This window comes from Pseudomonas ogarae (genome assembly GCF_014268695.2).
Taxonomy (GTDB): domain Bacteria; phylum Pseudomonadota; class Gammaproteobacteria; order Pseudomonadales; family Pseudomonadaceae; genus Aquipseudomonas; species Aquipseudomonas kilonensis.
In genome coordinates, this window is the sequence record NZ_CP077086.1 from 5,801,413 (window position 1) to 5,825,643 (window position 24,231).

General features: G+C 59.6%; 19 protein-coding genes. 11 read left to right on the forward strand and 8 right to left on the reverse strand.

Annotated features, from left to right (window positions below):
• Nucleotides 1-335: 335 nt before the first annotated feature.
• From cgtA to rplU, 3 genes are all read right to left on the reverse strand, one after another.
• Nucleotides 336-1,559, reverse strand: coding sequence for an Obg family GTPase CgtA (cgtA, locus tag HU749_RS25640; RefSeq protein ID WP_046065057.1), 1,224 nt, complete (start codon nt 1,557-1,559; stop codon nt 336-338).
• 190 nt (nt 1,560-1,749) lie between these two features.
• Nucleotides 1,750-2,007: a 50S ribosomal protein L27 gene (gene rpmA, locus HU749_RS25645; protein WP_003176049.1), complete on the reverse strand. Its 258-nt coding sequence runs from the start codon at nt 2,005-2,007 to the stop codon at nt 1,750-1,752.
• Between the two features lie 35 nt (nt 2,008-2,042).
• On the reverse strand, nt 2,043-2,357 hold the full coding sequence (gene rplU, locus HU749_RS25650; protein WP_003176051.1) for a 50S ribosomal protein L21: 315 nt from the start codon (nt 2,355-2,357) through the stop codon (nt 2,043-2,045).
• A 239-nt stretch (nt 2,358-2,596) separates the two neighbouring features.
• Between rplU and HU749_RS25655 the strand changes: the two genes are divergently transcribed.
• From HU749_RS25655 to HU749_RS25665, 3 genes are all read left to right on the forward strand, one after another.
• Nucleotides 2,597-3,565, forward strand: a complete 969-nt coding sequence (locus HU749_RS25655) for a polyprenyl synthetase family protein (RefSeq protein WP_018601012.1) — start codon at nt 2,597-2,599, stop codon at nt 3,563-3,565.
• A gap of 207 nt (nt 3,566-3,772) precedes the next feature.
• On the forward strand, nt 3,773-4,114 hold the full coding sequence (locus HU749_RS25660; RefSeq protein ID WP_003205741.1) for a zinc ribbon domain-containing protein YjdM: 342 nt from the start codon (nt 3,773-3,775) through the stop codon (nt 4,112-4,114).
• A gap of 206 nt (nt 4,115-4,320) precedes the next feature.
• Nucleotides 4,321-4,578: a PA4570 family protein gene (locus tag HU749_RS25665; RefSeq protein WP_003205743.1), complete on the forward strand. Its 258-nt coding sequence runs from the start codon at nt 4,321-4,323 to the stop codon at nt 4,576-4,578.
• 134 nt (nt 4,579-4,712) lie between these two features.
• On the opposite strand, the gene bamJ is transcribed toward HU749_RS25665, so the two are convergent.
• The 4 genes from bamJ to HU749_RS25685 all read right to left on the reverse strand — a co-directional run bounded on the left by bamJ (nt 4,713) and on the right by HU749_RS25685 (nt 9,231).
• Nucleotides 4,713-5,330: a BamJ family beta-barrel-assembly machinery protein gene (bamJ, locus tag HU749_RS25670; RefSeq protein WP_003205746.1), complete on the reverse strand. Its 618-nt coding sequence runs from the start codon at nt 5,328-5,330 to the stop codon at nt 4,713-4,715.
• Nucleotides 5,331-5,534: 204 nt separating this feature from the next.
• Nucleotides 5,535-6,023 (reverse strand): TIGR00645 family protein, encoded by a 489-nt coding sequence (locus HU749_RS25675; protein ID WP_014340287.1) that lies wholly within the window; start codon nt 6,021-6,023, stop codon nt 5,535-5,537.
• Nucleotides 6,024-6,155: 132 nt separating this feature from the next.
• Nucleotides 6,156-6,497, reverse strand: a complete 342-nt coding sequence (locus HU749_RS25680) for a PA4575 family protein (RefSeq protein ID WP_013694243.1) — start codon at nt 6,495-6,497, stop codon at nt 6,156-6,158.
• Nucleotides 6,498-6,792: 295 nt separating this feature from the next.
• Complete coding sequence (locus HU749_RS25685; RefSeq protein WP_014340288.1) at nt 6,793-9,231, reverse strand: Lon protease family protein; 2,439 nt, start codon at nt 9,229-9,231, stop codon at nt 6,793-6,795.
• A 287-nt stretch (nt 9,232-9,518) separates the two neighbouring features.
• Here HU749_RS25685 and HU749_RS25690 point away from each other — a divergent pair, with 287 nt between their 5' ends.
• The 6 genes from HU749_RS25690 (at nt 9,519) to lanM (ending at nt 16,816) form a co-directional block, all read left to right on the forward strand.
• The gene (locus HU749_RS25690; RefSeq protein ID WP_003185616.1) at nt 9,519-10,007 is read left to right on the forward strand and encodes a DUF3015 domain-containing protein; all 489 of its coding nucleotides are present in this window, start codon (nt 9,519-9,521) and stop codon (nt 10,005-10,007) included.
• Between the two features lie 88 nt (nt 10,008-10,095).
• Nucleotides 10,096-11,949: an Lnb N-terminal periplasmic domain-containing protein gene (locus HU749_RS25695; RefSeq protein ID WP_079302687.1), complete on the forward strand. Its 1,854-nt coding sequence runs from the start codon at nt 10,096-10,098 to the stop codon at nt 11,947-11,949.
• Between the two features lie 104 nt (nt 11,950-12,053).
• A complete protein-coding gene (locus HU749_RS25700; RefSeq protein ID WP_186652369.1) occupies nt 12,054-12,410 on the forward strand; it encodes a hypothetical protein in 357 nt (118 codons plus the stop codon).
• A 74-nt stretch (nt 12,411-12,484) separates the two neighbouring features.
• Nucleotides 12,485-12,976 carry a GreA/GreB family elongation factor gene (locus HU749_RS25705; RefSeq protein WP_186652367.1) on the forward strand — a complete coding sequence of 164 codons (492 nt, stop codon included), beginning with the start codon at nt 12,485-12,487 and terminating at the stop codon, nt 12,974-12,976.
• A 494-nt stretch (nt 12,977-13,470) separates the two neighbouring features.
• On the forward strand, nt 13,471-13,626 hold the full coding sequence (locus HU749_RS25710) for a hypothetical protein (protein ID WP_018601025.1): 156 nt from the start codon (nt 13,471-13,473) through the stop codon (nt 13,624-13,626).
• Between the two features lie 85 nt (nt 13,627-13,711).
• Entirely contained in the window at nt 13,712-16,816 is a 3,105-nt protein-coding gene (gene lanM / locus HU749_RS25715) for a type 2 lanthipeptide synthetase LanM (protein ID WP_186652364.1), read from the forward strand.
• Between the two features lie 46 nt (nt 16,817-16,862).
• On the opposite strand, the gene ettA is transcribed toward lanM, so the two are convergent.
• Nucleotides 16,863-18,527, reverse strand: coding sequence for an energy-dependent translational throttle protein EttA (ettA, locus tag HU749_RS25720; RefSeq protein WP_013694244.1), 1,665 nt, complete (start codon nt 18,525-18,527; stop codon nt 16,863-16,865).
• 271 nt (nt 18,528-18,798) lie between these two features.
• Between ettA and HU749_RS25725 the strand changes: the two genes are divergently transcribed.
• Nucleotides 18,799-22,647, forward strand: a complete 3,849-nt coding sequence (locus tag HU749_RS25725) for a sensor domain-containing protein (protein WP_186652362.1) — start codon at nt 18,799-18,801, stop codon at nt 22,645-22,647.
• A gap of 261 nt (nt 22,648-22,908) precedes the next feature.
• Nucleotides 22,909-24,162, forward strand: a complete 1,254-nt coding sequence (glyA, locus tag HU749_RS25730; RefSeq protein WP_018601030.1) for a serine hydroxymethyltransferase — start codon at nt 22,909-22,911, stop codon at nt 24,160-24,162.
• The last annotated feature ends 69 nt before the right edge of the window (nt 24,163-24,231 follow it).

Here is a 24,231-nt window from a genome sequence, read left to right on the forward strand (position 1 = left end):
CAACCTTTGCCAGCGAACGACGCGACCCAGCGCCGCCCATGGGATTATTCGTATTTGCGTTTTACAGATACCAAAACGCCGCTCGAATGAGCGGCGCCTTGGAAACCGGCTGGCTGCGATGATAACACCGCACTGGACCAGTTAAACCTGCCCCATGCCAGCCACCTGAGAATCCCTGTGGGGGGCGAGCTTGTGGGAGCAAAGCTTGCTCGCGATTACGCCGTCACATCCAACACCTTTGCTGGCTGTAAAATCGCTATCGCGAGTAAGCTTTGCTCCCACAGATTCGCTCACATAGGAGGCCTTAGCCTCAACTGAGTGGCATCAGCACAAGATCAGTCGCGGACGTAGATGATTTCCGGACCGTCCTCGTCATCCACATCTTCTTCGTCCCAATCGTCGTCACCGATGTCATGGACCGACTTGACGCCACTGCGACGCAGGGCACGCTGATCGTCCAGCGCCTGCAACTGGGCACGGGCCTCGTCTTCGATGCGCTGGTCGAGCTCGGCCAGCTCTTCCTTGTAGGCCGGATCGTTGGCCAGGCGGTCGGCGCGATCTTCCAGGTAACGCATGATGTCGTGGCACAGGCGCTCGGTGCCTTCTTTGGCGATGGCCGAGATCACGTAGACCGGACCTTCCCACTCCAGGCGATCGACGATTTCCTTGACCCGCTCCTCATGCTCTTCTTCAAGGATCTGGTCGCACTTGTTCAGTACCAGCCAACGGTCGCGCTCGGCCAGGGCCGGACTGAACTTGGTCAGTTCGCTGACGATGACCTCAGCAGCATCGGCGGCATCGGTCTCATCCAGCGGCGCCATGTCCACGAGGTGCAACAACAGGCGGGTACGGGACAAGTGCTTGAGGAAACGAATCCCCAGGCCGGCGCCATCGGAAGCGCCTTCGATCAGCCCCGGGATGTCCGCGACCACGAAGCTCTTCCAGCGGTCGACACTGACAACGCCCAGGTTCGGCACCAGGGTGGTGAACGGGTAATCGGCCACTTTCGGCTTGGCCGCCGACACCGAGCGAATGAAAGTACTTTTACCGGCGTTCGGCAGGCCCAGCAGGCCCACGTCGGCCAGCACCTTCATTTCCAGCTTCAGGTCACGCTGCTCGCCTGGCTTGCCTGGCGTGGTCTGGCGCGGCGCACGGTTGGTACTGGATTTGAAACGGGTGTTGCCCAGACCGTGCCAACCGCCATGGGCGACCAGCAGACGCTGGCCAGCCTTGGTCAGGTCGCCAATCACTTCCTGGGTAGCCGAATCGATCACCGTGGTGCCGACTGGCACGCGCAGGATCAGGTCTTCGCCCTTCTTGCCGGTGCAGTCGGTACTGCCGCCGTTGGAGCCACGCTCGGCATCGAAGTGCCGGGTGTAACGGTAGTCCACCAGGGTGTTGAGGTTTTCGTCGGCGAGCATGTAGATCGAGCCGCCGTCGCCCCCGTCACCGCCGTTCGGGCCACCGTTTTCAATGAACTTTTCCCGACGGAAACTCATGCAACCATTGCCGCCGTCGCCGGCCTTTACTCGAATCGATACTTCATCAACAAACTTCATGACACACGCCTCTCGCCATACGGACGAGCCAAAAAAACAAGACATAAGACTCTTGCAAAAATGAGCGCAGCGACCTGATGACACGCCCCAACCGCAGCGCCGACAGCCCATACAAACAGTTTTGCAAGAGACTCACCCCACAAACGAAAAAGCCCCGTCGCAAGACAGGGCTTTTCCAGCGATCTCGCAATTAAGCTGCGACAACGCTCACGTAACGGCGGTTGAACGCGCCCTTTACTTCAAACTTGATCACGCCTTCGATTTTCGCGAAGAGGGTGTGATCTTTACCCATGCCAACACCGTAACCGGCGTGGAATTGGGTGCCGCGCTGACGCACGATGATGTTGCCCGGAATGATTTTCTGGCCGCCATACATCTTCACGCCAAGGCGTTTGGCTTCTGAGTCGCGACCGTTACGGGTACTACCACCAGCTTTTTTGTGTGCCATGAGTTCAATTCTCCTAGTGAGGAATTAGGCTGAAATTAAGCCTGAATACCGGTGATTTTGATCTCGGTGTACCACTGGCGGTGGCCCATACGCTTCATGTGGTGCTTACGGCGACGGAACTTGATGATGCGGACTTTATCGTGACGACCTTGGGAGATCACTTCAGCCACAACGGTAGCGCCAGCAACAACTGGAGCACCGATATTCACGTCGTCGCCATTGGCGACCAACAGAACGCGATCAAAAGTCACGGATTCGCCGGTAGCGATTTCCAGTTTTTCGATCTTCAGGTATTCACCTGGGGCGACCTTGTATTGCTTGCCACCAGTAACAATTACTGCGTACGACATGGTATTTCTCCGATAATCCTGCTCACCCAGCGCTTTATAAGAAGAGGTATTGGCTGGCATGGCTGCATGGGCTGGAAGGCCCTGATGCAATTGCGTAAGGCAGGTGCTGCCCAGGAAGTTCAGGGTGCGCGATTGTACGCAAGGCGCAACAGCCTTGCAAGTAGCCGTCCATCGCGCCTTGACAGGCCTGGGTGGGGGTCCTAGCATGCCGCGCAACCCTTCTGGAGCACCTGTCGCTGATGCAACCCCAAGCTTTCTACCGCGCGGTGGCGGACGATTTTAGCGCCGTCGACGGCATCATCAAGAAGCAGCTGACTTCCCGAGTGCCGCTGGTATCGAAAATCGGCGACTACATCACATCGGCTGGCGGTAAACGCCTGCGTCCTTTATTGGTGCTGTTGTGCGGCAAGGCCCTGGGTCGCGAAGGCGACGACATGCGCCTGCTGGCCGCCACCATCGAGTTCCTGCACACCGCGACCCTGCTGCACGACGACGTGGTCGACATGTCCGGCATGCGGCGTGGCCGTTCGACCGCCAACGCCATGTGGGGCAATGCTCCCAGCGTGCTGGTGGGCGACTTCCTGTATTCGCGCTCGTTCGAAATGATGGTCGAGCTGGGCTCGATGCCGGTGATGAAAATCCTGTCCCAGGCCACGCGCATCATCGCCGAAGGCGAAGTGCTGCAGTTGTCCAAGGTGCGCGATGCCAGCACCACCGAAGAAACCTACATGGAAGTCATCCGCGGCAAGACCGCGATGCTCTTCGAAGCCTCGACCCACAGCGCCGCGGCCCTGGCCGGTGCCAGCGCCGAGCAGAGCGAAGCGTTGCGCACCTTCGGCGACCACCTGGGCGTGGCTTTCCAGCTGGTGGACGACCTGCTCGACTACAAGGGCGACGCCGAGACCCTGGGCAAGAACGTCGGTGACGACCTGGCCGAAGGCAAGCCGACCCTGCCGCTGATCTACACCATGCGCGAGGGCACGCCTGAACAGGCGGCGCTGGTACGCCAGGCGATCCAGAAAGGCGGGATCGAAGACCTGGAAAGCATCCGTGTCGCGGTCGAAGCATCCGGCTCGCTGGACTACACCGCGAACCTGGCCCGGGACTACGTTGCCCGCGCGATCAAATGCCTCGACGCCCTGCCACCCAGCGAATACCGCGATGCGCTGGTGGAGCTAAGCGAGTTTGCGGTCGCTCGTACCCACTGATCCACAAGGGGCTTTTTGTGGGAGCAAGGCTTGCCCGCGATACCGGCGACTCGGTTTCTGAAGGATCGCATAGTCGCCATCGCGGGCAAGCTTTACTCCCACAAATCCCCTCGCCACAGAATCTCCGAACGCAGCACCGCCCCTCTTTCGCAACAAAACCCTATATAATGTGCGCCCTTTTACCCTCCTGATACCCAAGGAACCTTAGTGAGCACGTTGCCTCCCTGCCCGAAATGCAATTCCGAATACACCTACGAAGACGGTACTCAACTGGTCTGCCCGGAGTGTGCCCACGAATGGTCCGCCAGCGGCGAAGCTGAAACAGTTTCCGACGATACCGTGAAGAAAGATTCGGTCGGCAACGTCCTGCAGGACGGCGACACCATCACCGTGATCAAGGACCTCAAGGTCAAGGGCACGTCGCTGGTGGTCAAGGTCGGCACTAAGGTCAAGAACATCCGCCTGTGCGATGGCGACCACGACATCGACTGCAAGATCGACGGCATCGGCCCGATGAAACTCAAATCCGAGTTCGTCAGAAAAGTCTGATTCTGCTGTATCCCATCCCACGCCCCGCGTGTGGGATGGGGCTTCGTCCTCTGCGCTTCGCCCCCATTTCCCGGACATTAGCCAAGTGCCAGCCGTCCTGAGCTGCCATAACCCATCGTCAGAAAAACAATCGCAACGCCAATAGAGACTTGCTATTTAGCGAATAAGAATTATTCTCATCGAACCCCATCAAGGAGATGAGAACCATGACTTATTTGATCGATGCCTGGCTGGACCGCCCACATCCCTACCTCAGGATCCTGCATCGGGAAACCGGGGAAGTCTGTGCGGTGCTTGAAGAAGAAGCCTTGAACGAGCTGCAGGACCAGGGGGATCTGGACCTCAACAGCCTCAATTCCAGCGAACCGTTGGTGCTCAAGGAACTGGTGCGCAATCTGTTCCTGTTCTGCTACGCCCGGGCGTTGCGCCCTACGGGTGATTTCAGCGGCAGGTTCCACGGATGAGCGTAGAAATCATGTGGGAGCGAGCTTGCTCGCGATGGCGGTGTATCAGTCACGAAAGTGTCGACTGACTCTCCGCTTTCGCGAGCAAGCTCGCTCCCGCAGTTTTTTGTCCGGCAGTAAAACCGGACAGGGTCTTACAGTACGTCCAACAACTCGACGTCAAACACCAGCACGCTGTGCGGCGGAATGCTGCCAACGCCTTGAGCGCCGTAAGCCAGTTCGCTCGGCACGTACAGGCGCCATTTGCTGCCGGCGTTCATCAGTTGCAGGGCTTCGGTCCAGCCTGGGATCACGCCGCCTACCGGGAATTCGGCTGGCTGGCCACGATCGTAGGAGCTGTCGAACACGGTGCCGTCGATCAGGGTGCCGTGGTAATGGGTACGCACCTGGTCTTCACGGGTCGGCTTGGCGCCTTCACCTTGGGTCAGTACTTCGAATTGCAGGCCGGACGCCAGGGTGGTGATGCCTTCACGCTTGGCGTTTTCGGCCAGGAACGCACGGCCTTCGCCAGCGGCGGCTTCAGCCTTGGCAGCGGCTTCGGCTTGCATGATTTCACGAATGACCTTGAAGCTGGCGGACATCTCGTCCTGGCCCACGCGGCTTGGCTTGCCGGCGAACGCGTCGGTCAGGCCGGCCAGGATGGCGTCCAGGCTCACGCCCGGTGGCGGGTTGTCGCGCAGTTGGTCGCCCAACTGACGGCCAATGCCGTAGCTGACGCGGGTTTCGTCGGTGGACAGGTTAACTTCGGACATGATGCTGCTCCGCTGTGCGGACGGCTCGAGAATTGCCGTGTGTGCCACAGCGCCTCCCGGAGCGCCCGGAACCAAAAGGGCGAGCAGACTAGCACAGATGCCACGACGGGTGACGAGCCCCCTGTGCCAAAGCCATCCGCCGAAAACGACAACGCCCGCCTGCAACTCGACAGGCGGGCGTTGCGCCAGCGCGGTGAACGGACCTCAGTGCTTGGTCAGTTTGTCCAGGTAGCCCATGGCAAATGCCGAGACCACGAAGGTCATGTGGATGATCACGTACCACATCAGGTGCTCGGGATCGACGTTCTTGGCGTCCATGAAGATGCGCAGCAGGTGGATGGAGGAAATGGCCACGATCGAGGCAGCGACTTTCATCTTCAACGACGAAGAGTCCATGGTGCCCAGCCAGTTGAGCTTTTCCTTGTCGTCGGCGATATCCAGCTGCGAAACGAAGTTCTCGTAGCCGGAAATCATCACCATCACCAGCAGGCCGCCCACCAGCGCCATGTCGATCAACGACAGCAGCACCAGGATCAGATCGGACTCGGCCATGGAAAACACGTTGGGGATGACGTGAAAGACTTCCTGGAAGAATTTCAGCGCCAGGGCCAGCAAGCCCAGGGACAGCCCGAAGTAGATCGGCGCCAGCAGCCAACGGGAGGCGTACATTGCGTTTTCGATAAAGCGTTCCATTGAATCTCACACCAGGGCTGAAAAATCGCGGCGAGTATATCAGCCATGACCAGCCCCACAAATGCCGGGACCCTCCCTGGTCCCTGCCCTTGTGTCAAAACTTTACTGCCGGTGCCCGTGCGGTGATGACCTTCAATGCAGCGGACGAAATTCGAAACCGCCGACATTGCGACAACGGCCTCCATTGATTTCACGCAGTTGGGCTTGCATGTGCAGGGACCAGATCTGCGGGTCGTCGGCCAGCTCATAGCCGTGCAAGGTCAGGCTTTGCACAATGGTATCGAGGATGGATTCGGCGGCAGTCGGGCCGGGAAATGGCCCCTGGGCCTTGATGGCGGAGGGTTGCTCGCCAGCCATTCCGGCGGCGAAGAGCAAGGTCCACATACCGGTATCTCCCGCCAGGGGGCGGATGGCGCATTCGATACGGGTGACAAGGCCCAGGCATTGACGAGTGAGGCAAAGGTTGCGCGACATGGCGGCGCCCCTCGGTAGATCCGGTATTTCAGTCTCGGGAAGAGGCTGTTTCGATCCGATGATGGCTCTCGTTATCCTTGAGCTGAGGATAGAAGAAAAGTTCCGGCCCAACGGGTTTTCGAGACCAGATTACGCCGAGCGGTCATAGTGTGAATATTGACGCCAAAGTGGTGGCACTTTTTAGCAGTAATCCCAAAAAGTGTGGGAGCGAGCTTGCTCGCGATAGCGGTGTGACAGTCAAGAAAACCGTGACTGAAACTCCGCTATCGCGAGCAAGCTCGCTCCCACAGAGGGCTTAAGCCGGCTTGGCCTCCGCCAAGGCCTGCTGCGCCAGTTCCTTTTCCGCTTCCTTGATGTCGTCTTCGCTGATCATCTCCGCGATCACCCGCAGCCGCTCCACCACCCGGGCGTTGACGCTGCCCTCCGGGAACTCGCCGTTTTCATCCGGCTCGCCGGCAGGCTCGCCCACCAGCAGGCTCAGGGCTTCGTCGGCCTGGCGCACGGCATAGACGTGGAACTGCCCGGCGCGCACGGCGGCCAGCACTTTCTCGTCGAGCATCAGGGTCGCGACGTTGGCCTGGGGAATGATCGCCCCTTGCTCACCGGTCAGCCCACGGGCTTCGCAGAGGCGGAAGAAGCCTTCGATCTTCTCGTTGACCCCGCCCACCGCCTGCACTTCGCCGAACTGGTTGATCGAGCCGGTGATGGCGAAGCACTGCTTGAGCGGCGTCTTCGACAGGGCCGAGATCAGCGTACACGCCTCGCCCAGGGACGCGCTGTCGCCGTCCACGTAACCGTAGGACTGCTCCAGCGCGATACTGGCCGAGATCGCCAGCGGGAACTCCTGGGCATAACGGCTACCCAGGTAACCGGTCAGAATCATCACGCCCTTGGAGTGGATCGGCTGGCCGAGGTTGACCTCCCGCTCGATGTCGACGATACCGCTGCCGCCCGGGTACACCGTGGCGGAAATCCGCGCGGGTACACCAAACGCAGAGTCGCCGACCTCGAGTACCGTCAGCCCGTTGCATTTGCCCACGGCCGCACCAGCGGTGTCGATCAGGATGATCCCGGCGAGCATGTCGTCGAGGATTCGCGCCGAGACACGCCCGGTACGGGTGGCCTTGGCCTTGAGGGCGCGTTCGATGTGGCCGGCGTCGGTCATCTCGTCACCGGCCAGTTGGCGAATGAAATCCGCCTCGCTGACCAGTTGGAACAGGTCACCGATGCGCGCCGACAAGCGCCCCTGGTGTTCGGCCAGCCGCGCACTGTAGGTCGCCAGGCGCGCCACCGCGTCGGCGGTCAGCGGCGCCATGCCCTCTTCCGAAGTGCGGGTCTTGAGCAACTGGGCGAACTGCTCCAGGCTCTCATCGCCCATTGGGATGTCTTCGTCGAAATCCACCAGCACGCGAAACATTTCCTGGAAGTCCGGATCCAGGTCCTGCAAGGCGTAGTAGAGCTGGCGGGCGCCAATGATCACGACCTTGACCTGCAACGGGATGTGCTGCGGCGTCAGGGTCACCGTGGCCAGCCGACCCAGCTCACCCAACGGCGATTCCATTTTCAGCTTGCGCGATTGCAGGGCACGCTTGAGCGCATCCCACACGAACGGCTCACCGAGCATTTTTTCCGCTTCCAGAATCAGGAAACCGCCGTTGGCCCGGTGCAAGGCGCCCGGACGCAACTGCCGGTAGGTGGTGTAGAGCGCGCCCTGGTCGGTGCTGTATTCGATGCGACCAAACAGGTTGTCGTAGGTCGGGTGCGGCTCGAACACCACTGGCGCGCCGCCACTGAACGGATGCCCGACCACCAGGCTCGGGGCGTACTGCTCCTCCAGCAGCTTGCGGGCGATGGCGTCGGTCTTGCTGTCGTCCACCAATTGCTCGACCACGGTCTTGAGCAGATAGACCTGCATGGCCTGCAGGTAGCCGCAGACCGCAGCGTTCTCTGCGTATTTCTCCGACAGTGGAGCCAGCAACGGTTGCAGGGCCAGGGTGATGGTTTCTTCGTTGAGGTGGCGCAACTGGTTGCTGGACTCACGCTTCCATTGCGGCAGGCTGGCGAGCTCTTCGTTCAAGCGCTCTTCCAGGCCCGAGATGTCCTCATGGAAACGCTCGCGCTCGGCTTCCGGCAACTGGGCGAATTCCGCTTCATCCAGGGCCTTGCCTTCGCTCATTGGCGTGAAGGCGATGTTGCTGCTGTCACGGTACAGCGCGACATCCTTCTCCAGCGCCAGGCGCTCGATCACATCCAGGGCGCGGTCGTAGCGCTGGTTGAAGGCGCGGTCGATGGCGCTTTTCTTCTGCTGGTAGGACGGGTGCTCGAACACCGCCGGGAAGGTCGCCAGCAGGTTGTCGATCAGGCCGTTGATGTCGGTGATGAAAGCACCGGCCGTGCCTGACGGCAGTTCCAGGGCACGGGGTTCGCGGGGCTCATCGAAGTTGTTGACGTAGACCCAGTCCGCCGGGGTCTGCAGGCGCTTGCCTTCGGCCTTGAGGTAGCGTTTGACGAACGAAAACCGGCCAGTACCGGGCTCGCCCATGACGAATACGTTGTAACCGGGGCGCGGCATGGCCACGCCGAACTGCAAGGCTTCGACCGCACGTTCCTGGCCAAGCACACCGCGGAAGGGCTCCAGATCATTGGTGGTAGAGAAGCTGAACTGTTCAGCGGAAAACGGACGGGTCAGCGCTTCGGGCGCTAGACGCAAGCTGGCAGCAACAGGATCAGGCATCGGGCTTCCTTACATCAGGCGGGGCAGATAGCGGCATTCTGGCGCTGCCTGTACCTGACTGGCAAGGAGCGCCTCTGTCCAAAGCATAGTCAACGGGAAAACCTCGGGCGGGGCCCAGCAGACAGGCGATCCCCAGTAATGTTTTTGCAAAATGTCACGGAACCCCAGGATCGTGCCTAAACTCCAAACTGCGCGGCTGGAACAATAACCGGCCCACTGGCGCCTAGCTCAACAGGAACGAGGTGCCAGACCCTGTCCATCGGTATGCACATAAAGAGAACATAGCTATGAAACGGATTCTTCTCGGTACTCTCTTCACCGCTGTATCCATCAACGCCATGGCTCAGGCGCCGGGCGGCCCGGATTGCGGCTGGGGCAACATGCTGTTCGAAGGTCAGCGTGGCACTCCAGCACACTTCCTGGCATCCACTACCAACGGCACTTCCGGTAACGCTACCTTCGGCATGACATCCGGCACCAACGGTTGCTCGACCAACGCGGCACTGACCTACGGTGGCAAGTCCTGGCTGGCCATGAATGGCATGATGAACGAGCTGTCCGAAGACATGGCCAAGGGTCAGGGCGAAGCGCTGACCACCTACGCCGTGGTACTGGGCGTGGCACCGGAAGACCGCGCACACTTCTCCGCTGTGACCCACGAGCACTTCCAGCAGATCTTCAGCAAGGCTGACGTGACCGCCGAAGACGTGCATACCAACACCCTGGCCGTGCTGAAAAGCGATCCTCGCCTGGCCAAGTACGCCACTCAAGCTTAAGCTCGACACCACTCGCTCCTCTCGGGGAGCGGGTTTTCTTTTTGGGGCCCCTTCGGTCTTTATTTTTCGCCTTTCCAAGTAGCCGACTATGCTCAAACGCCTTGCCTGGCTGGCGCTCTGTGTGTGCGCCCCGCTGTCCGCCGCGCCTCATGTCGATCCTCACCGTTTGCAGCAACTGGCCAATGACCGCTTCTGGATTTCCCTGGGCCACTACGAAACCGCCAAGCTCGGCGGTTGGCGCAGCTATATCAGCGACAAGAAATTCTTCCTCGCGCCCGATGGCAACGAACATCCCGAGCGTGAACTGAGCGCCACGCTAAAAGCCCTGTACGGCCCGGCCAGCGCCGGCCAGCAGCATGCCCAGTGCGTGTACCCGGCGCGAACGCGCTGGCTCAAGGCCCAGCTCAACCTGACGGATCTGCCGGCCGTTGACTGCAGCGAATTCAACCAATGGTTCAAGGACGTCTCGCCCCACAGCGCGGTGATGATCTTCCCCGCTGCGTACCTGAACAGTCCCTCCTCGATGTTCGGCCACACCCTGCTGCGCATCGACCAGGCCGATGTGCAAAGCGACAAGACCGCCCTGCTCAGCTATGCGATCAATTTCGGCGCCTACATCGAAGGCTCGGACAACAGCATTCTCTATGCCTGGAAGGGCCTGATGGGCGGCTATCCCGGCCTGTTCGCCCTGGTGCCGTACCAGGAAAAACTCTCCGAGTACCGTAGCCTGGAGAACCGCGACCTGTGGGAATATCGCCTGAACCTGAGCCAGGCGGAAACCGAGCGCATGATCGAGCACGTCTGGGAACTCAAGCAGATTCAGTTCGACTATTTTTTCTTCGACGAAAACTGCTCCTATCGCCTGCTCGAATTGCTGCAAGTGGCTCGCCCCAGCCTGCGCCTGACTGAACAATTCCCGCTGACCGCGATTCCCACCGACACCGTCAAGGCAGTAAAAGAAGCTGGCCTGGTGGAAAGCATCCAGTATCGACCGTCCCGTGAACGGGAACTGCTCAGCCGCGCCGAACCGCTCAGCGATGATGAACAGCAATGGGTACTGAAAGTCAGCGCCGACCAGCAGCAACTGCAAGCCCCCGGCTTCAAGGCGCTGCCGCGCGAACGCCAGGCGCTGATCATCGATGCGGCCTATCGCCTGGAGCGCTATCGCGCCAACGGCCAGGAGCGCGATCCGCAACGCGCCCAGCGCAGTTTCGAACTGTTGCGGGCGATCAACCAGAACCCCGCACCGGAACTCGATATCCCACAACCGGGCCTGCCCGAAGACGGTCACCAATCGCGCACCTGGCAAGCCGGCCTCGGCACGCGGGGCGACCGGGCGTTCGGCGAGTATGGCTTGCGCATGGCTTATCACGATCTCAACGACAACGCCGAGAGCTTCCCCTTGGGCGCACAGATCGAAATCCTGCAATTGAAACTGCGCCAGTACGAAGGCAATGACTGGCAAGTGCAACAACTGGACCTGGCGACCATTCGCTCCCTGACCCCACGCAACGAGCTGCTGCAACCGCTGTCCTGGCAGGTCACTGGCGGCCTGGAGCGGGTGCCAGGCAAACACGACGACGAAACCCTGGTCAGCCACGTCAACGGCGGCGCCGGTGGCACCTGGGCGCTGGGCGAAGAGGTGCTGGGGTTCGCCCTGGGCACGGTGCGGGTCGAGCACAACAACGACTTCGCCCAATTCATCGCCCCGGCTGCCGGTTTCAACAGCGGTGTGCTGTGGAAAAACCCGCTGGGCAACTTGAGCCTGGAAGCCAAGGGTGATTATTTCGTCAACGGCGAAGTGCGTCGCAGCCTGAGCCTCAATCAGCAATGGGAATTGTCCCGTAACCTGGGCCTGCGCCTGAGCGCACAGCGGGAGTTCAGCCAATTGGCCTCGCCGGAGAACGAGGTGATGCTCGAGGTGAAGTGGTACCACTACTGACAAAGGCAGGCGCAACGAACGGATTAATCACCGCGCTTTCACGCCTTACTGACGAATCCACTCCTAGACTTCTTGTATGAGCGGGATTCGGCAGGAAAGCAGAAATGAAGCGTGCGGCAGTGGTCCTGAGTGTGTTGATGTTGCTCGGTGGCTGTGAAACCACCCACGAAGACCTGATCGCCCGGGGTTATCCACCAGCGTTCGCCGACGGCTACGACGACGGTTGCAGCAGTGGCCGGCAAGCGGCCGGGGTGATCACCGGCCAATTCAGGAAAGACGTGCCGCGTTACCTCAAGGATCCGCGCTATGCCGAAGGCTGGAACGATGGTTTCCGCCAGTGCCAGGCCATGCGCGAGAGCGAAGAGCGTAATGCCTATCGCGAACGCCATTGGGACGAACGTGAACGGGCCTGGCAGCAACAGAAAGACCAGGACGCCGCCCGGGCTTATCGCTCGCCGTAAGTCGCGTACAGACATCCGTCGAAACCAAAACCCTGCGACCATGGCCCAAACTCCAATGGAGAGGAGCAAATGCCATGAGCCGCGCCTTCGTCAACGAAGATAACGCCGCTGCCCAGGCCGACCAGCCGGTCGAACGCCAGGTCAGTGCGCAACCCAACTACGTCACACCCACTGGACTGGCCCAGCTACAGGCCCGGGTCGCCGAGTTGCAGGCGCTGCACGGCCAGCAGGCGAGCCGAGGGGAGCTGGCGGACAAACAGCGGATCGCCGACCTTGAACGGGATCTGCGCTATTTCACGCAGCGCCTGCAAAGCGCCCAGGTCGTTGCGCCGACTTCATCCGATCAAGTGCGAATCGGACATTGGGTGACCTTTGTCGATGAGCATGATCATGAGCAGCGGGTGCAATTGGTGGGTGAAGACCAGGCCGATGCGGCCAATGGGCTGATCAACTGGGGCTCGCCGCTGGGGCGGGCGTTGCTGGGGGCCAAGCCAGGGGATGAGGTGACTTGGGAGCGGCCAGCCGGGAATCTCATCATTGAAGTCATTGCTACCGGCCTTGAGTGATCCTGGTCGACAGACTTTTGTCGGTGCGGTGACAAGAACGCGCATCAGCTCCGTCGAACTGCAACTAGAGAACACTGACTTACACACCTGCAGCAACATGTAACCGCAACATAAAGTTATAACGACAAATTTGTGTTAAACCAACAGCGTGCTACTGTTTTCCCGCACTTCAACCCGTGCACAACAAAAAAGGGAAATACATAATGAGCGAACGAATATCGGCAATGCCTGGTGACTTCGACAGCGACCTAAAGTCCTACCAACAGGTGAACAACCTCGGTATCGAATCAGCGGCGCTGACCATTATCAAGTGCGGCACCATAGAGTGCACCGCGAGTTCTTGTTAAACCCTGCAATAAACCTGCAGCGCAGGTATTTGATACATCCTAATCCCCCTAAACAACTTCATTACATCCTACAGCCCGGGTGCTTTCCGGTACCCGATTGACCGCTGGTCACTGTATTAAATTGTATAACCTGATGAGGAACTACCTATGAGCGAAAAAATCCTGAACATGTCCGGTGACTTCGACTTCGAATTCAACGCCTATCAAGCGCCCGCCAACACGGGCGAGATCCTGGCAACGACGATGGAATGCAACACCTTCGGAACCTGCACCAACATTGGCTGTTCGACAATCGGGTGTTAATAGCGCCTGACTGACCATCGAAACTTGCAACAAACGTTAACATAGAGCAGGCACCGCCTGCTCTATCCATGTCAGGAGCCAAGGCATGCTTGTCAATGCTTTAAAGTTGGATCAGCGAGGGAAGTACGGATTCTCTTCCGAAGGTTGCGTTGCCCTTTTTGAAAACAACCTGAGCCGTCTACATACTGATGATCAGGCCTTGCTGGATCACTTTGGAGTGGGCAGGGAACAACTGGTTTCCCATATCAATTCACCCCTCGACAACGAGCCCCTGCCTATCGACGGTGATACCGTCCTGAACGCCCTGAAGAAAAAGCTTGCTCGACTTGACAGCATTAATATGGAAACGAACACAAGCTCGAGCGACAAAGACAATTTTTATTGGTTTGGCTATCGTTTTTTTCTTTATTCCATCGAGATTTTCCAAGCGGATGGGCGCTATTCCCATGCGTCAACATACATTAATGAACCCGCTTTTTTTACAAGCCTGGAACCCTATGTCCTGGCCCGGGTTGGCCGCACGTCAGAACAAAGTCTGGTCCATTATTTGAACACGAAAATCGCCCACGGCGATGACATTGACTTGAGCACGTTCAACGAACAGCTGCGCACATTGCCGCTGCTGGAGTTTTTCGAAGCCTACCCGGTGCTGGCGACATTGTTGTTTGATCTGCTGGAAGACACCCTCAATTATCTTTATGCGGTCATTCTCGACTTCGCTGCCGATATCGAGTCGCTGGAAGCTGAATTTTCTGTTCCGTCTCGACAAATCGACGCTATTGAGCTCGGCCTGGGGGACCCCCACGGCCGTGGTGAAACGGTCTGTCAGGTTAAAATCTGCGCGATTTCATTGGTCTACAAACCGAGGGCAAGCCGAGAGGCGCTTTTTTTCAACCGCCTTCTCGGCCAACTGCATGAATGGACAAAAGCGGATTGTTTCTCCATCCGCGCCCCCAGGATTCTCAGCCGCGAGCGGCGTAGCTGGGTGGAAAAAATCGACAACGAGCCCTGCGACAACGCAGCGGACGTTGAACTGTTCTATAAGAAAATGGGCGCGCAGATAGCGGTCATTCATGCATTGAACGGCATCGACTTTCACTACGAGAATATTATTGCGTGCGGCAACAGTCCGGTCATGATCGACCTTGAGTGTTTATTCACCGCTTCCACCAGCGACCTGCTGAGCGACCTGCCCGCTGGCTGTGCATTGTCCAACAGCTTTAAATCGGTCCAGCAGTCAGTATGCTCCAGCGGCTTTCTACCCTTTTCACAACACCCCAATAACGACCAGAGCGGGCTGAGTCGGCAAGAGCTATTCATCGCCACCCGCCATTCGCTGGTTTTCGAGGATGGCTTTTATCATTTGCGTAAAATCTCATTCGAACATCAGCTGATACAAAAACACCTGCCGCTTTTGCAGGGTGAGCGCAAGGGACTGGAAGCCTATAAAACCGAACTGTTCCAAGGCTTTGAATATGCCTATAAGGAATTGATGGTTCATCGATACAAGATCATGCGGATGCTGGAACAATCCGCCGGTGAACTGACCACCCGCGTATTGCTCAAAAATTCTCAGCGCTATGCCGATTTTATCGGGCTGATCCGTCATCCACGCTTTACACAAAACATGCTCGACAGAGAACTTCTGCTCGCAACCCTGTGGAAAGACCTGAAAGAACCCTATCGGAAGATGGGCATTCCTCGCTATGAAATAGCCGACCTGCAGAGGTCCAGCATTCCGTGTTTCACCATGCCTCTGAGCGCCAACCATTTTATGAGCGCACAGGGTGAAACAATAGAGATGGCAGCCGTGGAGCCACCGATAAAAAGCTGTCTTCAAAAGATAGCCAACCTGTCCCGAAGGGACTGGGCTTTACAACGCACACTGCTCGAAATCTGTTTGTTTCCAGAGCCAATTGGACATCCGCCACCCCGTGTCGGGCAGGTGCCTGGGGACCTTAAAAAGACGCTCCAGGCGGACCGACTCGACGCCATATCGAGCATCAGTTCCCGCCTTGAGGAGCTCGCGATAGCGGGAACAACAACGGACGTAAGCTGGTTGTATTTTCATACGCATCCCACGACACGCAGAAAATACCCGTCACCCATGGATCACGGGCTTTACTCCGGTATCGCCGGGATTGGGTTGTTTTACTTGAGCCTGTTTAAAGTGAGTGGTCAACCCGTCTTTCTGTCGCGCATGGATCAAGTCCTGTACTCACTGGAACAACGCTTCGGCTTCTTCAAAACCGATTTGACGGTCAGCGCCTATCACGGGCTCGGGGCTTTCATCTATTTGCTCGTCAATCGTCGCCAGATCACTGGCGACGCCAGCCATGATGAAAGAATTGCCGGCCTGTTGGCCCAGCTGATTGAAGTGCCTCCTGAAAATTATGAGTTCGACTTCCTGGGAGGTTGTTGTGGAACGGTGACGCTGCTGGCCAATATCCATGCGTTGTCTGCGCAAAAGGATGTGCTGCCGGCCATCCGACACATGGTCGAGTACATCAAGGATCAAATCCTGATTGAAGACGGCCAACTGCTACGACGCAGCGATCGCTCCGTCATTTTGACGGGCCTGTCCCATGGCCTCTCGGGCGTCATCCATGCATTGTGCAAAGCCTATGACGTGACCGGCGATTCGGCTCTGGTGCCCCTGGCCATCCAGGTGCTGGAGGGTGAAAACCGCTTGAGTCGGGATGGTTTCTGGCTGGACCTGCGCAACCTCGGGCCGGCGGACCATACGTCCAAGTGGTGCCACGGTGATGGAGGTATCCTCATCGCCAGGCGACAGCTCATGGAATCGATGGGAGATGCCCTGGACGAAGCGACCCGGCAGACAGTGCACGACGATATACGACGATGCGAGAGCAATCTCTGGGCCCATGGGTTTGGCGAGGGCTATAACCTTTGTCATGGTGATTTCGGCAATCTGATCTGTCTGTATGACTTGTATCGGCATTCGGATAATCCTGAAGGCATGGGCAGAGTCAGAGAGGCGCTTGACGAAGTCTCCCGGCAGTTTTTCGAAGGGCCTTATCTGGATAGCGACCGGGTGCCCGACGTCAGTCTGCTGACGGGAATTACGGGCGCAGGCTACGCGTTGCTGTATGAGATCGACCCGACGATCCCCAACGTTCTCTCGCTCGATTTCGCGGTGCTCGCTCCCACAATGGATTTGCTTCCATAAAAAAACGGAGCCTTCGAAGGCTCCGTTTTTTATGCAACCGACCGTATCAGGCCAATTTCTTGTGCCGTACGCGATGCGGCTGGGCAGCGGCTTCGCCGAGGCGTTTCTTGCGATCGGCTTCGTACTCGGTGTAGTTGCCTTCGAAGAACACCGCTTGCGAGTCGTCTTCGTACGCCAGGATGTGGGTCGCCACGCGGTCGAGGAACCACCGATCGTGGGAGATCACAATGGCGGCGCCCGGGAAGTCCAGCAAGGCTTCTTCCAGGGAACGCAGGGTTTCGACGTCGAGGTCGTTGGACGGTTCGTCGAGCAGCAGGACGTTGCCGCCCTCCTTCAAGGTCAACGCCAGGTGCAAGCGACCGCGCTCACCACCGGACAAGTCCTTGACGAACTTCTGCTGGTCGCCGCCCTTGAAGTTGAAGCGCCCCACATAAGTGCGCGACGGGATTTCATAGTTGCCGATGCGGATCTGGTCGGAACCGTCGGAGATCTGCTGGAACACGGTCTTGCTGCCGTCCAGGTCTTCGCGGCTCTGGTCGACGCAGGCCAGTTGCACGGTCTCACCGATTTCGATGCTGCCCGAATCCGGGGTTTCCTTGCCCATCAGCATGCGGAACAGCGTGGACTTACCCGCGCCGTTACCGCCGATCACACCGACGATGGCGCCTTTTGGCATGGAGAACGACAGGTTGTCGATCAGCACGCGGTCGCCATAACCCTTGGAGACGTTCTTGAACTCGATGACCTTGTCACCCAGGCGCGGACCGGCCGGGATGTAGATCTCGTTGGTTTCGCTGCGCTTCTGGAATTCCTGGGATTGCATTTCCTCGAAGCGTTGCAGACGTGCCTTGGATTTGGACTGGCGGGCCTTGGCGCCTTTGCGCACCCACTCCAGTTCTTCCTTCATGGCTTTTTCATGGGCCGACTGCTGCTTGGATTCCTGGGCCAGACGATCGGACTTGGCTTCCAGCCAGCCCGAATAGTTGCCCTCGTACGGAATGCCTGCGCCGCGGTCGAGTTCCAGGATCCAGCCGGCGACGTTGTCCAGGAAGTAACGGTCGTGCGTGATCGCAACCACGGTGCCTGGGAAGTCGTGCAGGAAGTGTTCGAGCCAGGCGACGGAATCGGCGTCCAGGTGGTTGGTCGGTTCGTCGAGCAGCAGCATGTCCGGGGCCGACAGCAGCAGGCGGCACAGGGCCACGCGACGCTTTTCACCACCGGACAGGTGTTCGACCTTCGCGTCCCAGGCCGGCAGGCGCAGCGCATCGGCGGCGACTTCCAGCTGGCGGTCCAGGTTGTGGCCGTCGCTGGCCTGCAGGATCGCTTCGAGCTTGGCCTGTTCGGCGGCCAGCTTGTCGAAGTCGGCATCCGGATCGGCGTAGGCGGCATAGACCTCGTCGAGGCGCGCCTGGGCGTCCTTGATCACGCTGACCGCTTCCTCGACCACTTCACGGACGGTCTTGCTCGGGTCCAGCTGAGGTTCCTGGGGCAGGTAGCCGATGTTCAGGTCCGGCATCGGGCGCGCTTCGCCGTCGAATTCGTTATCGACGCCGGCCATGATTTTCAGCAGCGTGGATTTACCCGAACCGTTGAGACCCAGTACGCCGATCTTGGCGCCAGGGAAGAAGGACAGTGAAATATTTTTCAGGATTTCCCGCTTCGGCGGAACTACTTTGCTCAGCCGATGCATGGTGAAGACGTATTGAGCCATGGTGAACCTAGCGTCAGTGACAGGTGAAAAGAACGAGCCAGGCCATGCGCGGCGCCGGCTCTTGACGGTCATCAATGCCTGCGGGCGGATAGAGCCTGGGAATCTGGAGCTGGAACGCTCTTGTTTGACCGGCAAAGCTACCTCAACCGTCGGTCAAGGTCCAGCCGCCAAGGGCTGGCACTTTGCCACAAGTCAAGGCATGCTAGCCGCCCTTCGGGCGTCCGGCTTATAGTGCACGTCGCGCCAGTCCAGCAAACCGCAGGATTACAGCTTGTCCAACGTCACTCCGCCCCTGTCCCCTCGCGCACCCGCTGTCGTGCCCGGCTCGCCCCTGCGCGGGACATTGAAGGGCGGCCTGGCCACGCTGGTGCTGCTGTTGCTCGGCTTGCTGTTCTGGCAACTGCTCGATCAACTGCGCGAAACCCAACAGCAACAGCGCCAATACACCATCGACTACACCGCCGATCTTGCCGCACAGGTCAGCCTGAACATGGCCCTGAACGCGCAAATCGCCCTCAACCTGCTACCGATTGTCGAACAACCACAAACGACCGACGAACAGCAGGCACTGGTTCGCAAACTCCAGCAATCGCTGCCTGAACTGCGCAGTCTGGCCCTGCTGAGCCCCTCCGGTCGAGTGCTCAGTGACAGCGACGCCGACAGCCACGACGCCGATTACCTGGGTGAACTGGTGCGGCGCAGTCGGGCCCAGGCGCATTATTTCAGCAATGCCGAAGACGGCTCCGTGGTGCATCTATTGTTGCACCAGGCCAGCGGTAGCAGCCGTGGCTACTGGGCCCTGCGCCTGACCCCGAACTTTTTCTCCACCCTGACCAAGCAGGCCGATACGGGGCTGCGCCCATTGTGGCTGGTGGAGAACCGTCTCAACCAGCAGATCATCAGCCGCGACGAAAGCCTGCCCTCGAGCAGCCCTACCCATCTATCCCCGGATGACCTGAAAAACACCGTACTGACAGTGCCCCTGAGCAGCAGCGACTGGCAACTGCGGGGGCTGTTCGACCGTCGCCAGGTGATCGAGCAACTGCTACCGGCGTTCATCGGCAAATGCCTGCTGGGCCTCGCGTTTTCGTTATTGCCAGTGATCGCACTCTTGAACATGCGTCGGCGCCAGCGACAGTTGCATGAAGGACGACGGCGCTACCAGGACATTTTCGAAGGCACCGGCGTGGCCCTGTGCGTGCTCGACCTGTCGGGGCTCAAAGCCTTTTTTGAGCGGGCCGGCCTGCACAACGGCGATCAATTGCGCGCCTGGACGAAAACCGCTCATCAACTCGAGCAATTGCGCCAGGAAGTTCACGTCACCGAAGTCAACCAGATGGCGTTGAAACTGCTCAACGTCGACTCTTGCGATCAGGCCTGGCAACTGCTGGTCGGCAAGGGCGCGCAGGACAACAACCCCGTTGGCTCGAAGCTGCTCGAAGCGCTGCTCGACCAACACAAGCAACTGGAACTGGAAATCAAGCTCCAGGACGCCCATGGCCGCGACCAGCACCTGTGGCTGGTGCTGCGCCTGCCGGAAAAACAGCATGACTATAATGCGGTCATCCTGAGCATCAGCGACATCACCAGCCGCAAGCTGATCGAGCTTTCGCTGCTCGAACGCGAAGGTTTCTGGTCCGACGTGGTGCGCACCGTGCCGGATCATCTCTATGTGCAGGACGTCATCAGCCAGCGGATGATCTTCAGCAACCATCACCTGGGCCAGACCCTGGGCTACGACCGCACCGAACTGCACCAGATGGGCGAGTACTTCTGGGAAATCCTGTTGCACAGCGACGACGCCGACCACTACCACAACCTGCGCCAGGAACAACGCCGGGGCGGGTACACGCAACTGTTGCAATGCCAATTGCGCTTTCGCCATCGCAATGGCAAATGGCGCTGCTTCGACATTCGCGAACAGGCCCTGGCCCGAGACCGGCATAACCAGGTGACACGAATCATCGGCGTGGCCAAGGACGTTACCGAGCAGATCGAGGCCAGCGAATCGCTGCGTGACAGCGAACAGCGCTACCGGATGCTCGCCGAAAGCATCAGCGACGTGATTTTCTCCACCGACAACAAGCTTTCGCTCAACTATGTCAGCCCGTCGGTGCAAGCGGTACTGGGCTACACCTCCGACTGGATTTTCCAGAACGGCTGGCAATCGATCATCGCCAATCCGCAACAACTGACGGGCATCTACAGCCTGATGGACCGGGTCAGCAAGGCCCTCGACAAGCCCGACCAACTGGCCGAGCTGCGCAACCAGATGCAGACGCAGTTGTTCCTGTTCGACTGCCTGCGTGCCGACGGGCGCAAGATTCCCATCGAGCTGCGGCTGGTGCTGGTGTGGGATGAACACGGCGCGTTCGAAGGCGTGCTCGGCGTCGGCCGCGACATCAGCCAGCAGCGTCGCGCCGAAAAAGACCTGCGCATGGCCGCCACGGTCTTCGAGCACTCGACCTCGGCGATCCTGATCACCGACCCGGCTGGCTACATTGTCCAGGCCAACGAAGCCTTCAGTCGCGTCAGCGGTTATGCCGTGGCGCAAGTGCTGGACCAGTTGCCCAACATGCTGACCGTGGATGAGCAGCAGGAGGCACACCTGCGCTACGTGCTCAAGCAGTTGCAACAACACAGCACCTGGGAAGGCGAAGTCTGGCTCAAGCGTCGCAATGGCGAGCACTACCCGGCCTGGGTCGGCATCACCGCCGTGCTGGATGACGAAGGCGACCTGGCCAGTTATGTGTGCTTCTTCAGCGACATCAGCGAACGCAAGGCCAGCGAGCAGCGCATTCATCGCCTGGCCTACTACGACGCCCTGACTCACCTGCCCAACCGCACGCTGTTCCAGGATCGCCTGCACACCGCGCTGCAATCGGCCGAGCGACAGAAGACCTGGGTCGTGCTGATGTTCCTCGACCTGGACCGTTTCAAACCGATCAACGACTCCCTGGGCCATGCCGCCGGCGACCGGATGCTCAAGGAAATGGCCACGCGCCTGCTCGGCTGCGTCGCCGACGACGACACCGTGGCACGCATGGGTGGCGACGAATTCACCCTGCTGCTGCAACCACGCGCCAGCCGCGAGATGGCGTTGAACCGGGCCATTACCGTGGCCGAGCAGATCCTCGCCAGCCTGGTCCGGCCATTCGTGCTCGAAGGCCGGGAGTTCTTCGTCACCGCCAGTATCGGTATCGCCCTGAGTCCCCAGGACGGCAACGAACTGAGCCAGTTGATGAAGAACGCCGACACGGCCATGTATCACGCCAAGGAGCGCGGCAAGAACAACTTCCAGTTCTACCAGGCCGACATGAACGCCAGCGCCCTGGAGCGCCTGGAGCTGGAAAGCGACCTGCGCCACGCCCTGGAGCAGAACGAGTTCGTGCTGTATTACCAGCCGCAGTTCAGCGGCGATGGCAAACGTTTGACCGGCGCCGAGGCCCTGCTGCGCTGGCGCCATCCGCGACGCGGGTTGGTGCCGCCGGGGGACTTCATTCCGGTACTCGAAGAACTCGGTTTAGTGGTGGACGTGGGCGACTGGGTCATCACCGAAGCCTGTCGGCAGCTCAGGACGTGGCACCAGGCCAAGGTCCGGGTGCCGAAGGTCTCGGTCAACATTTCCGCCCGGCAGTTCTCCGATGGCCAGTTGGGCACGCGCATCGCCAACATCCTGCGCAGCACCGGCCTGCCGCCAGCCTGCCTGGAGCTGGAACTGACGGAAAGTATCCTGATGCGCGAAGTCAGCGAGGCGATGCAGATCCTGGCCGGGCTGAAAAACCTGGGCCTGAGCATCGCCGTCGATGACTTCGGCACCGGTTATTCGTCGCTCAACTACCTCAAGCAATTCCCCATCGACGTGCTGAAGATCGATCGCACCTTCGTCGACGGCCTGCCGTCCGGCGAGCAGGATGCGCAGATCGCCCGGGCGATCATCGCCATGGCCCACAGCCTCAACCTGGCGGTGATCGCCGAGGGTGTCGAGACCCACGAGCAACTGGACTTCTTGCGCGAACACGGTTGCGACGAAGTCCAGGGCTACCTGTTCGGCCGACCGATGCCGGCCAACCGGTTTGAAGCGCAGTTCAGCAATGATGCGTTGTTCATGCTCGACTGAAGCCTTGTACTATCTGGGCCGGCCTCTCGCGGGCAAGCCTTGCTCCCACAGGGGAACGAGGGCTTCTGTGGGAAAGCCTTGCTCCCACAAGGGAACGAGGGCTTCTGTGGGAGCAAGGCTTGCCCGCGATGAGGCCAGTACAGGCAACGCCCCTCTTGCGTGAAACCCATTCGTCCGCGACATGACGCCCTTTCATATGCCTTCCAAAACCGGTTGAGGTAGAATGCCCCCCTTTTCTGCCCCCGATCCTTGAGGACCGCCATGTTCAGCCGTGATTTGACTATTGCCAAGTACGACGCCGATCTCTTTGCCGCCATGGAGCAAGAAGCTCAGCGCCAGGAAGAGCACATTGAGCTGATCGCTTCGGAAAACTACACCAGCCCCGCGGTGATGGAAGCTCAAGGCTCGGTACTGACCAACAAGTACGCCGAAGGCTACCCGGGCAAGCGTTACTACGGTGGTTGCGAGTACGTCGACGTGGTCGAGCAACTGGCCATCGACCGCGCCAAGCAACTGTTCGGTGCCGACTATGCCAACGTCCAGCCGCACGCAGGCTCCCAAGCCAACTCCGCCGTGTACCTGGCGCTGCTGTCGGCCGGTGACACCATCCTGGGCATGAGCCTGGCCCACGGCGGTCACCTGACCCACGGCGCCAGCGTTTCCTCCTCCGGCAAGCTGTACAACGCCGTCCAGTACGGCATCGACGGCAACGGCCTGATCGACTACGACGAAGTCGAGCGCCTGGCCCTCGAGCACAAGCCGAAAATGATCGTGGCCGGTTTCTCCGCCTACTCCCAGATCCTCGACTTCCCGCGTTTCCGCGAGATCGCCGACAAGGTCGGTGCCTACCTGTTCGTCGACATGGCCCACGTGGCCGGTCTGGTCGCCGCTGGCGTCTACCCGAACCCGGTGCCATTCGCCGACGTGGTCACCACCACCACCCACAAGACCCTGCGCGGTCCACGTGGCGGCCTGATCCTGGCGCGCGCCAATGCCGACATCGAGAAGAAGCTGAACTCCGCCGTCTTCCCGGGCGCCCAGGGTGGCCCGCTGGAGCACGTGATCGCAGCCAAGGCGATCTGCTTCAAGGAAGCCCTGCAACCTGAGTTCAAGGCTTACCAGCAACAAGTGGTGAAGAATGCCAAGGCCATGGCCGGCGTGTTCATCGAGCGCGGCTTCGACGTGGTGTCCGGCGGTACTGAAAACCACCTGTTCCTGTTGTCGCTGATCAAGCAAGAGATCTCCGGCAAAGACGCCGACGCGGCGCTGGGCAAGGCATTCATCACCGTCAACAAGAACTCGGTGCCAAACGACCCACGCTCTCCGTTCGTCACCTCGGGCCTGCGTTTCGGTACCCCAGCCGTGACCACTCGCGGTTTCAAGGAAGCCGAGTGCAAGGAACTGGCTGGCTGGATCTGCGACATCCTGGCGGACCTGAACAACGAAGCGGTCATCGACGCCGTGCGTGAGAAGGTCAAGGCGATCTGCAAGAAGCTGCCGGTCTACGGCGCTTAATTAGCCCGCCAGAGCCTAGCCAAGAAGGCCCGCATCGAAAGATGCGGGCCTTTTTTATTGCCCCTGGAA

Bases quoted from the DNA above. Each gene is read 5' to 3' on its own strand.
- bamJ (WP_003205746.1), bottom strand. From the start codon at position 5,330: ATGTCCGAAGTTAACCTGTCCACCGACGAAACCCGCGTCAGCTACGGC.
- HU749_RS25705 (WP_186652367.1), top strand. From the start codon at position 12,485: ATGAGCCGCGCCTTCGTCAACGAAGATAACGCCGCTGCCCAGGCCGAC.
- HU749_RS25655 (WP_018601012.1), top strand. From the start codon at position 2,597: ATGCAACCCCAAGCTTTCTACCGCGCGGTGGCGGACGATTTTAGCGCC.
- rplU (WP_003176051.1), bottom strand. From the start codon at position 2,357: ATGTCGTACGCAGTAATTGTTACTGGTGGCAAGCAATACAAGGTCGCC.
- HU749_RS25665 (WP_003205743.1), top strand. From the start codon at position 4,321: ATGACTTATTTGATCGATGCCTGGCTGGACCGCCCACATCCCTACCTC.
- HU749_RS25675 (WP_014340287.1), bottom strand. From the start codon at position 6,023: ATGGAACGCTTTATCGAAAACGCAATGTACGCCTCCCGTTGGCTGCTG.
- HU749_RS25690 (WP_003185616.1), top strand. From the start codon at position 9,519: ATGAAACGGATTCTTCTCGGTACTCTCTTCACCGCTGTATCCATCAAC.
- HU749_RS25695 (WP_079302687.1), top strand. From the start codon at position 10,096: ATGCTCAAACGCCTTGCCTGGCTGGCGCTCTGTGTGTGCGCCCCGCTG.
- ettA (WP_013694244.1), bottom strand. From the start codon at position 18,527: ATGGCTCAATACGTCTTCACCATGCATCGGCTGAGCAAAGTAGTTCCG.
- HU749_RS25700 (WP_186652369.1), top strand. From the start codon at position 12,054: ATGAAGCGTGCGGCAGTGGTCCTGAGTGTGTTGATGTTGCTCGGTGGC.
- HU749_RS25680 (WP_013694243.1), bottom strand. From the start codon at position 6,497: ATGTCGCGCAACCTTTGCCTCACTCGTCAATGCCTGGGCCTTGTCACC.
- glyA (WP_018601030.1), top strand. From the start codon at position 22,909: ATGTTCAGCCGTGATTTGACTATTGCCAAGTACGACGCCGATCTCTTT.
- rpmA (WP_003176049.1), bottom strand. From the start codon at position 2,007: ATGGCACACAAAAAAGCTGGTGGTAGTACCCGTAACGGTCGCGACTCA.
- cgtA (WP_046065057.1), bottom strand. From the start codon at position 1,559: ATGAAGTTTGTTGATGAAGTATCGATTCGAGTAAAGGCCGGCGACGGC.
- lanM (WP_186652364.1), top strand. From the start codon at position 13,712: ATGCTTGTCAATGCTTTAAAGTTGGATCAGCGAGGGAAGTACGGATTC.
- HU749_RS25685 (WP_014340288.1), bottom strand. From the start codon at position 9,231: ATGCCTGATCCTGTTGCTGCCAGCTTGCGTCTAGCGCCCGAAGCGCTG.
- HU749_RS25710 (WP_018601025.1), top strand. From the start codon at position 13,471: ATGAGCGAAAAAATCCTGAACATGTCCGGTGACTTCGACTTCGAATTC.